Annotated in this window: 12 protein-coding genes; 10 read left to right on the top strand and 2 right to left on the bottom strand. The window is 58.3% G+C overall.

Annotated elements, in window-relative coordinates; translation table 11 throughout:
• Positions 1-7: 7 nt before the first annotated feature.
• The 6 genes from ACK3CV_RS05040 (at position 8) to ACK3CV_RS05015 (ending at position 6,154) form a co-directional block, all read left to right on the top strand.
• Positions 8-388, top strand: coding sequence for a winged helix-turn-helix transcriptional regulator (locus tag ACK3CV_RS05040; protein ID WP_060426660.1), 381 nt, complete (start codon positions 8-10; stop codon positions 386-388).
• A gap of 127 nt (positions 389-515) precedes the next feature.
• Positions 516-2,117 (top strand): ABC transporter substrate-binding protein, encoded by a 1,602-nt coding sequence (locus ACK3CV_RS05035; protein WP_164040337.1) that lies wholly within the window; start codon positions 516-518, stop codon positions 2,115-2,117.
• A gap of 278 nt (positions 2,118-2,395) precedes the next feature.
• The gene (cybB, locus tag ACK3CV_RS05030) at positions 2,396-2,920 is read left to right on the top strand and encodes a cytochrome b561 (protein ID WP_164141915.1); all 525 of its coding nucleotides are present in this window, start codon (positions 2,396-2,398) and stop codon (positions 2,918-2,920) included.
• A 54-nt stretch (positions 2,921-2,974) separates the two neighbouring features.
• Positions 2,975-4,261: a hypothetical protein gene (locus ACK3CV_RS05025; RefSeq protein ID WP_164040339.1), complete on the top strand. Its 1,287-nt coding sequence runs from the start codon at positions 2,975-2,977 to the stop codon at positions 4,259-4,261.
• A complete protein-coding gene (locus tag ACK3CV_RS05020; RefSeq protein ID WP_164040340.1) occupies positions 4,258-5,433 on the top strand; it encodes a hypothetical protein in 1,176 nt (391 codons plus the stop codon). The genes ACK3CV_RS05025 and ACK3CV_RS05020 overlap by 4 nt, the downstream gene beginning before the upstream one ends.
• A 16-nt stretch (positions 5,434-5,449) precedes the next feature.
• Positions 5,450-6,154, top strand: a complete 705-nt coding sequence (locus tag ACK3CV_RS05015; RefSeq protein ID WP_164040342.1) for a hypothetical protein — start codon at positions 5,450-5,452, stop codon at positions 6,152-6,154.
• A gap of 3 nt (positions 6,155-6,157) precedes the next feature.
• On the opposite strand, the gene ACK3CV_RS05010 is transcribed toward ACK3CV_RS05015, so the two are convergent.
• Positions 6,158-7,273, bottom strand: coding sequence for a hypothetical protein (locus ACK3CV_RS05010; protein ID WP_239504670.1), 1,116 nt, complete (start codon positions 7,271-7,273; stop codon positions 6,158-6,160).
• Positions 7,274-7,759: 486 nt separating this feature from the next.
• Here ACK3CV_RS05010 and ACK3CV_RS05005 point away from each other — a divergent pair, with 486 nt between their 5' ends.
• Positions 7,760-8,290, top strand: a complete 531-nt coding sequence (locus ACK3CV_RS05005; protein WP_039567038.1) for a hypothetical protein — start codon at positions 7,760-7,762, stop codon at positions 8,288-8,290.
• Between the two features lie 50 nt (positions 8,291-8,340).
• Here ACK3CV_RS05005 and ACK3CV_RS05000 read toward each other — a convergent pair whose 3' ends face one another.
• A complete protein-coding gene (locus ACK3CV_RS05000; RefSeq protein WP_015376761.1) occupies positions 8,341-8,559 on the bottom strand; it encodes a TM2 domain-containing protein in 219 nt (72 codons plus the stop codon).
• A 673-nt stretch (positions 8,560-9,232) separates the two neighbouring features.
• On the opposite strand from ACK3CV_RS05000, the gene ACK3CV_RS04995 reads away from it, so the two are divergent.
• The 3 genes from ACK3CV_RS04995 to pqiB form a co-directional block, all read left to right on the top strand.
• On the top strand, positions 9,233-10,162 hold the full coding sequence (locus ACK3CV_RS04995; protein ID WP_086579573.1) for a VirK/YbjX family protein: 930 nt from the start codon (positions 9,233-9,235) through the stop codon (positions 10,160-10,162).
• A gap of 80 nt (positions 10,163-10,242) precedes the next feature.
• Positions 10,243-11,547, top strand: a complete 1,305-nt coding sequence (gene pqiA, locus ACK3CV_RS04990) for a membrane integrity-associated transporter subunit PqiA (RefSeq protein WP_489009809.1) — start codon at positions 10,243-10,245, stop codon at positions 11,545-11,547.
• Positions 11,534-13,054, top strand: a 1,521-nt coding sequence (gene pqiB / locus ACK3CV_RS04985; RefSeq protein ID WP_489009808.1) for an intermembrane transport protein PqiB, incomplete at its 3' end; no start/stop codon positions are given. The genes pqiA and pqiB, both read left to right, overlap by 14 nt.

Genomic DNA, 13,054 nt, shown 5'->3' with positions numbered 1-13,054 from the left:
ACCCCCCATGGCCTATCCCGGCGACGTCTATTCGAGTAAATGCTCCGCGCGCGATGCGCTGGCGCTGATTTCCGGCAAGTGGGTGATGCTGATCCTGCCCGTGCTGGCACAGCGGCCGATGCGCAACGGCGAGCTGCTGCGCCGCATCGACGGCATTTCGCAGAAGGTGCTGACGCAAACGCTGCGCCAGTTGGAACGCAACGGGCTGCTCGAACGGCTGGATTTAAGTGAAAAGAATCAGGCACATGTGGAATACCGGCTCAGCGCCGTCGCCTGCTCGCTGGTCGAGACGCTGACGGCGCTCGACCGATGGGCGGAATACCATTTCCCCGAGCTGGACGCCGCCCGCGAGCGCTATGATGCAGACCGCAAGCGCGCGGCCGATTAAAGCGGTTTGCCTGGCAACGCGGGGCGCACAGAATGCGCAGCTGAGACGCTTGTTCCCCGTCTCGCCATCCGTTATCTATAGTTAAATCAATTCGCCGGTAACGGCCCCCCCACCTGAGGATCTTGCCTTGACGTTTTTAAAACACCCTATCGCCGCGCTGGCGCTGGCAAGTGCCGGCCTGCTGTCGGCGGGCGGCGCGCTGGCCGCTTCCGATGCGCTGGTGTACTGCACTGTCGCCTCGCCGGAATCGTTCAACCCGCAGCTCTCCAGCTCCGGGCCGACCTTTATCGCCACCTCGCAGGTGCTGTACAACCGCTTGGTGACGCTGCGCGAAAGCGATAAAACCCCCGCCCCTTCGCTGGCCACCGAGTGGAGCGTCAGCCCGGACGGCAAGACCTACACCTTTACCCTGCGCCAGGGCGTGAAATTCAACAGCAACAAATACTTCACCCCAACGCGCGACTTCAACGCCGAAGACGTGGTGTTCACCGTGATGAGGCAGAAGGATCCGGCTAACCCGTATCACAAGGTCTCCGGCGGCAACTATGAATACTTCACCGACATGGGCCTGGACAAGCTGATCGCCAAGGTGGAGGCGGTGGACGAGCATCACGTGCGCTTCACGCTGAGCCAGCCCAACGCCGCCTTCGTCGCCGACTGGGCGATGGATTTCGCCTCGATCCTGTCCGCCGAATACGCCGACGCAATGCTGAAAAAGGGCACGCCGGAATACGTCGACAACTGGCCGATCGGCACCGGGCCGTTCGCGCTGCAGCAGTACAAACAGGATTCGCTGATCCGCTACATCGCCAACCCGCACTACTGGCAGGGCGAAGTGGCCAGTAAGCACCTGATCTTCTCCATCACGCCGGATCCGCAAACCCGGCTGGCCAAGCTGAAAACCAACGAATGCCAGATCATCCCCGCGCCGCTGCCGGAACAGTTCGCCGCCATCAAGGCCGACGGCAACCTGCAGCTGCACGACATCACCGGGCTGAACGTCGGCTATCTGGCGTTCAACACCCAGAAAAAACCGTTCGACAACCTGCTGGTGCGCCAGGCGCTGAGCTATGCGGTGGACAAGAAAGCGATCGTCGCCGCGGTGTTCAAAGACAGCGGCACGCCGGCCAACTCACTGCTGCCGCCGGGCATGCTGGGCTACAACGATCAACTGCCGGAATACGCCTACGATCCGCAGAAGGCGCGCGAGCTGCTGAAGCAGGCCGGGCTGGAGCAGGGCTTTGAGACCGACATCTGGTCGATGCCGGTGCAGCGCCCCTACAACCCGAACTCGAAGCGCATCGCCGAGATGATCCAGAGCGACTGGGCGAAGGTGGGTGTGAAAGCCAAGATCGTCACCTGGGAGTGGGGCCAGTATCTGGCCGGGTTGCGCAAAGGCGAGCAGCAGAGCGCGCTGTACGGCTGGGTGTCGGACAACGGCGATCCGGACAACTTCGCCACCCTGCTCGGCTGCGCCGGGGTGCAGAGCGGCGCCAACGTGGCGCGCTGGTGCGATAAGGATTATGACAGCCTGATCCAGCAGGCGATTCTGGAGAACCAGCCACAGGCTCGCGCCAAGCTGTATCAACAGGCACAGGTGATCTTCGCCAAACAGGCGCCGTGGCTGCCGCTGGCCACCGGCAAGGTGTTCTACGCCACCCGCAGCAACCTGAGCGGCTATGTGGTGGACGTGAACGGCAGCGATTTCGCCAAGGCCAAATTGAACTGATCCCGGGCGCCGCAGCGAGGGCTGCGGCGCTATTTGCTTCGCTACTTATTAAGCTGCCAGCCTCTGAATCTATCGTCCATTAGCTTCACAACTTACGATGCCAACTGCCTCCTCTGCCGCCAAACACTTAGCCCACTAAATTCATAGCTTAACAAGCGGTTTAACCCCTGGCATTTTGCTTAAACTGCACACGGGCGCTTTCCTCACCTGTAACATTTCGTTACCATCGGCGCACAGACCCTTTAACATCAAAAGGCAACCCGGTGCAGAACACCTACATGCCGTGGCAAATTCGCCTGCACTGGCTGGTGGCGATCCTGCTGGTCATCACCTGCGTCACCATCGAGCTGCGCGGCTTTGCCGAACCGGGCAGCGCCCCCTGGTACGTGCTGGTTGTCACCCACTTCAGCTGTGGCGTAACGGTGTTCGCGCTGATGATCGCCCGCCTGTTCCTGCGCTGGCGCCACCCTTCGTCCGCCATCGTGCCCAAACCGCCGAAGTGGCAAACCGGCCTGGCGCACCTGACGCACACCCTAATTTACCTGCTGCTGTTGACGCTGCCGGTGCTGGGGGTGTATTCGCGCTATCTGGGCGGCAAGGAGTGGTATCTGTTCGGCCTGCCGATGCCGTTCGCCGACGTGGCCGATCGGCCGCAGGCGCGGATGATTATCGGCTGGCACAAAACGCTGGCGTCATTCGGCTACTGGCTGATCGGCCTGCATGCCGCCGCCGCGCTGTTTCACCACTACATCGTCAAGGACAATGCGCTGGTGCGCATGCTGCCGTTGGTGAAAAAGCGCTGAATAATTTGGCGCCAGGGATGAATTTTCGGGCCACGCCCGCCGACAGGGAATGACATGCAAACCCAATTTTTTAATGTGACCGTCGAACAATGTGCCTGCCAACAGACGGCGCCCGACAACCTGGTGAGGATCATCGCCGCCGGCCAAACGTTCTTTTTTTACCGTGACGACTTCAGCGACAGCGAAAATCTGCTGGCCACGCTCGCCACCGGCGATCGGGTGAAGATCGGCGCCCATCGCCTGCAGGACGGCAGCTACTGGCTGCACTGGCTACTGCACGAGACAAAAGGCCGGCTGGAGCCCGACAGGACGCTGAAATACAAGCTGAAATACTTCGCCCTGCTGGTGCTGGGCGCGGCGCTGGCCGGCGGTTTTCCGGCAGCCTTTTTCATCATGGACGGGGAAGATTCCTGGCTGACCATCGTTCTGTTCTTTATCGCCGTAATCGCCGGCCTTGTCGGCATCGGCATGGTGCTGTTCGTCGGTTCGGAGCTGCTGCTGATCGGGCATCGCGGCCGCAGGCGCCTGCTCAAGGCGCTGGATCGCGTGCTGCAAGGGCAAGACGTCACGCCGCCCGGATCGCTCAGCCTGAAAATCCCCGGCATCAAATACCGGGCCGTCAGTGCAGACGCCGCGTCAGTGCCCGCAGCGCAGCAAACCGACGTCCCCCTCCCCGACGGCGTCGAGGCCTCCGGCATCGAGACGGTCAACGCCCTGAGCTACGAACTCCGCCACTATGAGATCCCGCGGCAGGTGCAGTATTTGGACACCTATGCGTGGCGCCAGAAGGAGACGCACTTCGCGTTGACGACCCGTGCGCTCAACGTCCCCAATACCAAACTGCATCCGGTATTTCGTCGGCAACATCCGCTTTTCATCGCCAAAGGCGATCCGCTGCAGGTGCTGTATTGCGAGAACGACACCGTCCCCGAGTTGCCTACGGTGCGTGGGATCATCAACCACCGCGATCGCCAGACTTACCTCATCGGCGGCCGCCGCTACTTCACCGAATCCGGCCTTAACCTGTGCGCGCGCGTTGTCTTCATTCTCGGCGCGATCGTGACGTGCTTTGTGCTCGGCCTGGCGGTGGCGGATAACGCCGATACCCCGGCGGGCTTTTACCTGGATGCCTGGACCCTGCAGCGTCTCGGCAGCGAATTGCCACCGATTCTTCTCTTAATGATGCTGATGGTCAGCGGCCTGGCGCTGTTGATCGAGGGCTTCGCCCAGATCTGCCGCCTTTACTCTTTTGACCAGCACCGCACGTTTAAAACGTTTAAATACCTGCGCAATCTGCGCCGCAGGCTATGGCGGCAGGAACAGGTGACGGAGCTGAAATGATGACGTTAGCGCTTTATAAAAGACCCCTTATTATCCTGACGCTGTTTTTGGCCAGCGCGTTGGGCGTCTATTTCCTCGCCCCTGAACAACGCTATGCGCAGTGGCAATGGACCCAGAGCGACGAAGCATTGCCGACGATAGCCCATTACGATCTCATCCACAGCTACCCGGCGCAGGACGGCGCCCTGCTGCTCATCAGCAAAAGGAGTGAGCGCGGGGCCTACAATAGCTTTTACGGCTGGGCGGCCAACTATCTCAGCCAGGTGTTGTTCAGCGGCCCGCAGGGATTGCAGATGCTGGGGGAACTCGACGAGTCTATCCACGATGCGGTTTGCGGCGGGCAGGAGTGCGTGCTTTTTCTGTCCAAGGGGCGCCGGCTGGTCGATGTGAAACAGGGCACCATCGGGGCACTGATCCCCTGGCCGGAGGGCGACGACAACCGGCCTTCCTTTATCGGCGGCAAACTGGTGGCGCTGCCGGGTAAACGCGCGCTGTATCTCATCAGCACCGAAGGCGTATTCTACAGCCCGGACTTTGGCGCCCATTGGCGGCAAACGCTGGATCTGCCGGCGTTGTTGGAAGCGCGTCAGCTGCTGGGTTTTGAGCGCGGCGAGGAGGACTCACCGACGGCTTACGCCTCCGGCAAGCGCAAATCCATACCCGAGATCTTTACCGCCGTTGACGGCGATCGCGTGCTGTTCTGGATGAATCCGGTGCTCGGCTCCGGCGCCTTGCACATCGCCGTTAACGGCAAAACCGGCGAGGTGGCCGAACCGCATTGGCTCACGGTGCGCGTGACGGAAAGCGCGCAGGCCCCGGATGGCGGCATCTACCTGATCGCACAGACGCTGGAAAGAGGGCTGTATCAGCTCCTGCGTTATCAATCCGACGGGCAGCTGAAGGTGCTGCTGGAGACTGGGGATAAATCGCTGTATCAGCTGTGGGCAGGCAACGACAAGCTGGTCGCCCAAACGGATAACGGCGATGCGCGCCTTTCGCTGATTTTCGATCTGCGCTCATCCGACGTGCGCTACCGCCAGCCGTTGGAGTATCGCTACAACGGGCGCGACGACGCACGCCAAACCGTGATCGAACCGGAAAGCCACTATGGCGATGACGGGGAGCCCCCGGCGCTGCCCTACTTCGTTCGCTACCGTTCCACCACGCCGTGAACATGAGGAACTTGCCATGCTGTTAGGTTATGGCGCCGGCGTTGCAGGGCTGGTGGCGCTGTTGTTGGCGCTGCTGCTCGCCGGCATCCTGCTCGCCTGGTGGGGCTGGCGCTACGCTTCTGCCCGCTGCGGCCGCCCACGCCCGCCGCTTTCCTGGGGCGGCTATCTGCTGGCCTCGGCGCTGGCGATCTACCCGGTGGCGTTCGTGCTGATGCTTATCGGCATCGCCATCCAGGATCTCAAGAGCCAACGGGCGGAAGAACGCTGGAATCGGCGCAGCTACCTGACGCTCGACGAAGCCAAACCGTTCGGTGAAATCACGCTGACGAAAGGCAGCTGGGTAAACCGGCAGGAACCGCGCCTGCCCGGCACCGAAAACAGCCCCATCACGATGGACGGCGTGACCGCCGTGCGTTTTCCTCGGCCGCAGAGCGTGGCCGGCGTGCCGATCATTGCCTTCGAGGTTTTACCGCCGGTAATGGAGCTGGCGAGCGCGCACACCTTTACCCGCCCGAGCGGCCAAAGGGTGCGCTGCGAAGCGGGTTGGCTGGTCTCTTTCTCTTTACCGCCGGATAAGCCGGCCCCGCAGTGGGAAGAGTGGCAGGCCGGGCTGCCTGCGGCGGCGTTTCGGCCCAGCGACTGGATCTTTAGGGAGTGCTTCCCCGGCAGCCCGATCGCCGTGCTGACCTTGCACAACGGCGAAGTCAGGGTGCTGCCTTAAGCCTTACGCCGTGGCGTTGGGCAAGCGCACGGTCACGCGGTTATTGGCCGTGGGCAGCTGCAGCGGCGCGTCCTGCCAGCTTACTGCGATAACCAATACCGGCGGCGCCGCTACGCGCGGCGCACGCCCGTCGGGCCCCACGCTGTAGGCGTCCCATTCAATCACGAATACGCCGCCGTCTTGCGGCTCGACCCGCTCGACAAAAAAGGTGGTGTCCGAACCGCGCCCGCCCGCCGGTTTGTGCGCGTAGGAAAGCAGGCTGAACCACTCGCCGGCGAAGTACAGATGGTACAGACCGTCGACGATATGCTCGCCGCGGAACTGGCAGCCGCCGACGCTCAAGCCGTCGCCCGCCGGCGATTCCGCCACGCGTTCGAGATCGCACACCAAGCGATCGGTCGGCCGCTTATCCAGCAACAGCTCATAAGGCGGCGCGTGCAGCAGCGCGGCAGGATCGTCCGCATGGCGCAAATCCGCCGGTAACGTCGAGCGCGCTGCCAGCGCGCGGCCACTGGGCAAGGCGATCGCCAGACGATCCGCCGGATCCTCTGCCCACTGCGGCACCCACAGACCGCGCACCTGACGCAGCGGCGTGGCCGCCGCCTGCCGACAGCTCGCCCGCAGCCGCGCCAGCGCCTCGGCGGAACCGCCGGCCACGGCTTCCAGCTCGCGATCGGTCAGCGCAGGTAGCGCGTACATCGCCCGGGCGGCAGGTTCGTACACCGTCAGCCCCTCACCCTCGCGGCTGCGGGTCGGGATCAGGCGCAACCTGCCGCCGTCCACGTCCTGCGGCGCGGCACAGGCGCCATGCACAATCGCTCCGTCGCGCAGCAGCAGCGTCCAAAAATTGGGGCCGCCCATGCCCAGCTCCCCCACGCCGCCAATCTGCCGGTCGCTGTCGCCGGCGTGCGTCATTTCAATCGGCTGCGAACGCCAGTCGGTCTTGCGCCACTCTGCGGCCTCTTCGGGGTCTTGCTCGCCTTTTGCGGCGTATTTCGCCCATTGCAGCACGGCGAACAGCGCGATGCACAACGCGCCGAAAATCGGGTAATCCCGCCAAATCAACAGCCAACCGACGATCAAAAAGGCCCAGGCGGCCATGGCGATATCCTTTTTCAAGAGCAAACCGCCTGATTCTAGCGCAGGCGGTTAGCGGGGTTGAAGCCTATGCCATGAATAATTAGCCGTTAAATAGAAAGGCAATAATTTCAGCGTTACTTCTGTGACCATGAAGATCACATAAATAACGTTTCACTGAGTGATTTTAACGTAGAAAAGATAACTCTATGTATCTCAATACAATATTTAAATCCGTATTAAAAACCGAAGAATTAAAGCGGGAAAAAACCGCAATAATTTGTGCATATTCTAAACATTGACTATGTTTAGACATACTCTTTATATGCAGGTAAACATACTGAAAGGCAAAAGAGCAAGGCCCTCAAGATAATTAAACCAACCTCGCGCACCGCGTGGGTGAAACACTATTTACTATAAAAATTCCGAGGATATTTGATCTCCACGGAACGAGTAACTTTGCGTTTTATCAGGCCAATAGGCTACACACCGCAATTAATATCATTATTAGCATTCCGGAGAGCGACAATGAAAATCGTTACAGGCATTATCCTTACCTCTGTGGCCGCCTTCAGCGGCGCGGCTTACGCGGCCGATGCGCAGCCTACCACCGGCAACGCGGAAGTGACGCTGGAACACGTGCACGCCGTGATGGAAAACGGCAGCCCGGCGCCGCAGCACGACGCCGCCTGCAAAAAAGAACTTTCCATGCCGGAATCGAAATATATGGGCATGAAGGTCAAAACCGATTACACCATCAACAGCAGCACCATGATGATGTCGGCCAAATCGATGTTCCCATCGCCAAACGATAAACAGCCGATGGAGCTGACGGTCGATCTCTCCGCGCTAGGCCTGGCGGATGTGTATGCCTTCGGCGCCTTTAAACCGGCCGCGCTGCCGCAGGCGTATATTTATTTCACCATCGACAAGGATTTTAAAAATCCGGTCAGCACCTTTATGGTCATTAACCAAGGCAAGCAATATAACTGCGTGATCTCCAGCTCGAATAAAATGATGAGTGAAGAAATGCGCGGCAAGATGATGAAGAAACAGTAACGGAACGAAAAACGGCGCTTCCCTTAACAGGAAGCGCCGTCAGCAAAGCATTAAATCAGACCCGGATTATATTTCTGATTGAATTTCTCTTCCGATTGGAACAGATAAATAATGCCTTCGATAAAGCCGACAATCGCCGGGATCCCCGTCCAGCAGAACAGCAGGTAGAACAGCCCCCACCACTTCATCCCTAAGTAAAACTTGTGAATGCCCAGCCCACCCAGGAAGATGGCCAGCAGGGCCGCCGCGAGCTTGTCTTTTCTGCTCATAGTACACTTCTCCTTACTTCTCACCGAACCACCGGCATGTCCAAAAAACGGATGCCGCTCCAGAGAGCGCCGCATCGCAATGCTTGAGGAGAAAACATTCATCCATCAAGGCTCAACAGAGGTAATTATAACAGTGATTAATTAAACGGTTGTTTAACCGGCGAAAAGGTAGACAAATGGGAGATAGCAAGGAGGTGTATCGACAACAAGAGTGGAAAAAAACAATCAACTCATTGTTTTTAATAGCCTTAAAAAATCGCATTGATTTGACTATGCGCTATTCCTCCGTACTCATTTAATAAGCCTGCTTACCGATAAAATCGTTATCATCCAGAAAAAAAACATATCCTAACCACCTACGCTGCACTCTAAGTACGTTATTACATTCTAATTTCAACAACACCCTAAGTAAGGGAATTAAAGCTCCCCTCCGTGGCTCATTATGTCTGCAATGTTAAGACCACTGTGTTTAAAAGAGCAAACATCAATAACCATATAGATGAAACCATATAAAAAACACAACAGTGACATACTACCAGCCTTAAAAACACCTTCTCCATCAAACCTTGATAAATAGCAGACAATAAATTAACAATTATCTACTAAAATGGCGAAAAACCGCCAACAAACAAACACGTAAAAGTTAAAGAATAGTACTTGTAGGATATGAATCTTGAAAAAAAACATTATCTACGAATTACTCTCGGGACAGATCGTCCCAGACCCTGTCTGGAGGAAGAAGAGCTTCCGTGCAAAGTTCTTACTTCGACTTATTTTATACTATTCACCGACTAAAAAGGCACTATCCATTTTAACTCAACAGAGTGATTTAAAATCGATATTATATCATCAAAACACATTCCCTTGTAAAACGCACCGGCAATACCTGATGCGCAACCTCAATGCCAAACAACGTGCATCGGCAATTGTCAGCCATTATCGGTATGTGTCATCTCTCAGTAACAAAGCACTGTCCAACGCGCTGATATCTCGAGAAGAAACGATCTTGGCGGAATTCACCGGCAGAGAGGAGGCTCGTTTTACCATTTCGGCCTCTTGTGCGCACAAAGCCGAACGAGAAGGCGAATCAACACTATGGTTGCGTGGCGACAATAAAGAGTTACTTGCCAGCGTGACCTTTTCGGTCGTATCCGAAGGGGCTGAATGGAATCTCATCATTGGCGGCCTACAAGGCCCCGGACGGCACATACCGCACGAAGCCATCAAAGATGCTACACGTGCTCTGTCTGGCATTTTCCCCAAACGTGTTTTGATGGAGTTTATTAGCCACTTCGCTAATTTCACCGAGGTGCGTGCTATTTATGGAGTCAGCGATAATGGACACGTTTTTCGCTCAATGAGGTATCGAATGAGCAAAGGTCGGCATTTACATGCCAGCTACGACGATTTCTGGTCGTTGATAGGTGGGGTAAAACAGAGTTCGTGGCGCTGGCAACTACCCTTGGCGTTTGAAAGAAAATCTTTGGAGCATATTCCCAGCAAAAAACGCGCGGAGTATCGCCGACGTTTTCAAATCATAGATGATATTGCAGAGCAAGTTCGCACGCTTAATACGCCCCGCCTCTGCGCGAAAAACGCTTAATGAAACTATCATGATCATTCTTGGGAACGTTTTTTTAAGTCAAGGTACCCGTGCGTTGCCCCCCTACTCCAGAGAAAACCATGTTGCCATCCGTCAATCGGCCAGCGCCACCGCACATCGACGCGTCGTCACAGAATAAGACGCTCTGCCCGCAGTGCGACATGCTGGTGGCGCTGCCGCCGCTGGCCTATGGCAGCAAAGCGGTCTGCCCGCGCTGCAAAACCACGCTCAGCGCCCGCTGGGACGAGCCGCGCAAGCGGCCGATCGGTTACGCCCTCAGCGCCCTGTTCATGCTGGTGCTGGCCAACATTTTCCCGTTTATCAACATGCGCGTCGCCGGCATCGGCAATGAAATCCGGCTGATTCAAATTCCGGAAGTCATGGTGGCGGAAGACTACGCCAGCATGGCCACGTTGTTTATGGTGTTCGTGCAGCTGATCCCGGCGTTTTGCATGGTGGCGATCATTCTGCTGTGTGCCAAAGTGCGTTTGCCGCTGGGGCTGAAAGCGTGGATGGCCCGGGTGCTGTTCCAGTTCAAGACCTGGTGCATGGTGGAAATTTTCCTCGCCGGGGTGCTGGTCAGCTTCGTCAAGCTGATGGCCTACGGCGATATCGGCATCGGCAGCAGCTTCGTGCCTTATTGCCTGTTCTGCCTGCTGCAGGTGCGCGCCTTCCAGTGCGTGGACAGGCGTTGGCTGTGGCAGGACATCGAACCGGCACCGCGCATCGACCGCCCGCTGACGGTGGGGCGCACCGGCATGCGGCAGGGCGTGCGCTCTTGCGCCTGCTGCACGGCGATCCTGCCGGCCAATCAGGTGCGCTGCCCGCGCTGCCACACCAACGGCTACGTACGTCGCCGCCACAGCCTGCAGTGGACGCTGGCGCTGCTGGTGACCTCCGTCATGCTGTACATTCCGGCCAACCTGATGCCGATCATGGTGACCGAGGCGCTGGGCAACAAGATGAACTCCACCATCATGGCGGGGGTGATCCTGCTGTGGGGCGACGGCTCTTATCCGGTGGCGCTGGTGATTTTCATCGCCAGTATCATGGTGCCGTCGCTGAAAATGCTGGCGATCGGCTGGCTGTGCTGGGATGCGAACGGCAGGAAGAAACCGCGTGCCGACAGCGAGCGCATGCATCTGATTTATGAAGTGGTCGAATTCGTTGGCCGCTGGTCAATGATCGACGTGTTTGTGATCGCCGTATTGTCGGCGCTGGTGCGAATGGGGCAGTTGATGAGCATTTACCCCGCGACGGGCGCCGTGCTGTTCGCGCTGGTGGTGATCCTCACCATGTTCGCCGCCATGACATTTGATCCCCGGCTGACCTGGGATCGCGCAAGTGAAACAATCAACAAGGAGCCGCAAGGTGACGGAAAATAATCATAGCGTCGCGGACGTCGAGAAGATCAAGCGCTGGTCGCCGGTGTGGATCATTCCCATCGTGACCGCGCTGATCGGCGCCTGGATCCTGTTTTACCACTTCAGCCATCAGGGGCCGGTAGTGACGCTGGTCACCACGACGGCGGAAGGGCTGGAAGCGGGTAAAACCAAAATCAAAAGCCGCAGCGTGGACGTCGGCGTGGTGGAAACCGTCACGCTGAGCGAGGATCTGAGCAAGGTGATGGTGCAGGCGCGCCTTAATTCCGGCATGGAGAAATTGCTGCGCCAGGACTCCGCCTTCTGGGTGGTGAAGCCGCAGATCGGCCGTGAAGGCGTCTCCGGGCTGGGCACGCTGCTCTCCGGCGCCTATATCGAACTGCAGCCGGGCAACAAGGGCAAAGACGGCAAAGACAACTATCAACTGCTCGACGCGCCGCCGCTGGCCTCTCCGGATGCCAAAGGGCTGCGCATCGTGCTGGACAGCGAAAAATCGGGCCAGCTCAACGCCGGCGATCCGGTGCTGTTCCGCGGCTACCGCGTCGGCTCGGTGGAAACCAGCTATTTCGATCCCAAAACGCGCGCCATGCGCTATCAGCTGTTCATTACCGCGCCTTACGATCAGCTGGTCACCACCAACGTGCGCTTCTGGAAAGACAGCGGCGTGGCGTTCGACATGTCGGCGCAGGGCATGCGGGTGGAGATGGGGTCGCTGACTACCCTGTTCAGCGGCGGCGTCAGTTTTGACGTGCCGGAGGGCTGGGATCGCGGCGAACTGGCGAAAGAGAAGGCGGAGTACCAGCTGTTCGACAACCAGCGCAGCACGCAGGATTCGCTGTATACCGTGCATAAGGACTACCTGCTGTTCTTTTCCGATTCGGTGCGCGGCCTGCAGCCGGGCGCCCCGGTCGAGTTCCGCGGCATTCGTCTGGGCACGGTGGCGCAGGTGCCGTTCTACAAAGAGGGCATGGCGCAGCGCCTGAACAACGATTACCGCATTCCGGTGTTGATCCGCATTGAGCCCGATCGGCTTCATAAACAGCTGGGGGACAACGTCGATATAGAGGCGCACCTGAAAGACGCGGAATCGCGCGGCATGCGCGCCTCGATGAAGTCCGCCAACCTGCTGACCGGTTCGCTGTACATCGATCTCGACTTCTATCCGCAGGAGAAACCGTGGAAAGGGCCGCGCGAGCTGTTCGGTTATCCGCTGATGCCGACCACCAGCGGCGGGCTGGCGCAGATCCAGCAGAAACTGATGCAGACGCTGGACAAGATCAACGCGATGCCGATCAATCCGATGATCAACGAAGCGACCAAGACGCTGGCGGAAAGTCAGAAAACCATGAAATCGACGCAGCAAACCATGAAGTCGCTGAACGGCATCATCGCCAGCAAAGAGATGCAGGCGCTGCCGCAGGACATGCAGAAAACCCTGCTGGAGCTGAACCGCAGCATGAAAGGGTTCCAGCCTGGTTCGCCGGCTTACAACAAGATGGTGGGCGATATG

The organism is Serratia sp. TSO36, assembly GCF_057808395.1.
Note: the sequence above shows the minus strand (reverse complement) of the source record. Positions and strands in the feature narration are given on the sequence as shown.

Bases quoted from the DNA above. Each gene is read 5' to 3' on its own strand.
- ACK3CV_RS05040 (WP_060426660.1), top strand. From the start codon at position 8: ATGGCCTATCCCGGCGACGTCTATTCGAGTAAATGCTCCGCGCGCGAT.
- cybB (WP_164141915.1), top strand. From the start codon at position 2,396: ATGCCGTGGCAAATTCGCCTGCACTGGCTGGTGGCGATCCTGCTGGTC.
- ACK3CV_RS05025 (WP_164040339.1), top strand. From the start codon at position 2,975: ATGCAAACCCAATTTTTTAATGTGACCGTCGAACAATGTGCCTGCCAA.
- ACK3CV_RS05020 (WP_164040340.1), top strand. From the start codon at position 4,258: ATGATGACGTTAGCGCTTTATAAAAGACCCCTTATTATCCTGACGCTG.
- ACK3CV_RS05015 (WP_164040342.1), top strand. From the start codon at position 5,450: ATGCTGTTAGGTTATGGCGCCGGCGTTGCAGGGCTGGTGGCGCTGTTG.
- ACK3CV_RS05005 (WP_039567038.1), top strand. From the start codon at position 7,760: ATGAAAATCGTTACAGGCATTATCCTTACCTCTGTGGCCGCCTTCAGC.
- ACK3CV_RS05000 (WP_015376761.1), bottom strand. From the start codon at position 8,559: ATGAGCAGAAAAGACAAGCTCGCGGCGGCCCTGCTGGCCATCTTCCTG.
- pqiA (WP_489009809.1), top strand. From the start codon at position 10,243: ATGTTGCCATCCGTCAATCGGCCAGCGCCACCGCACATCGACGCGTCG.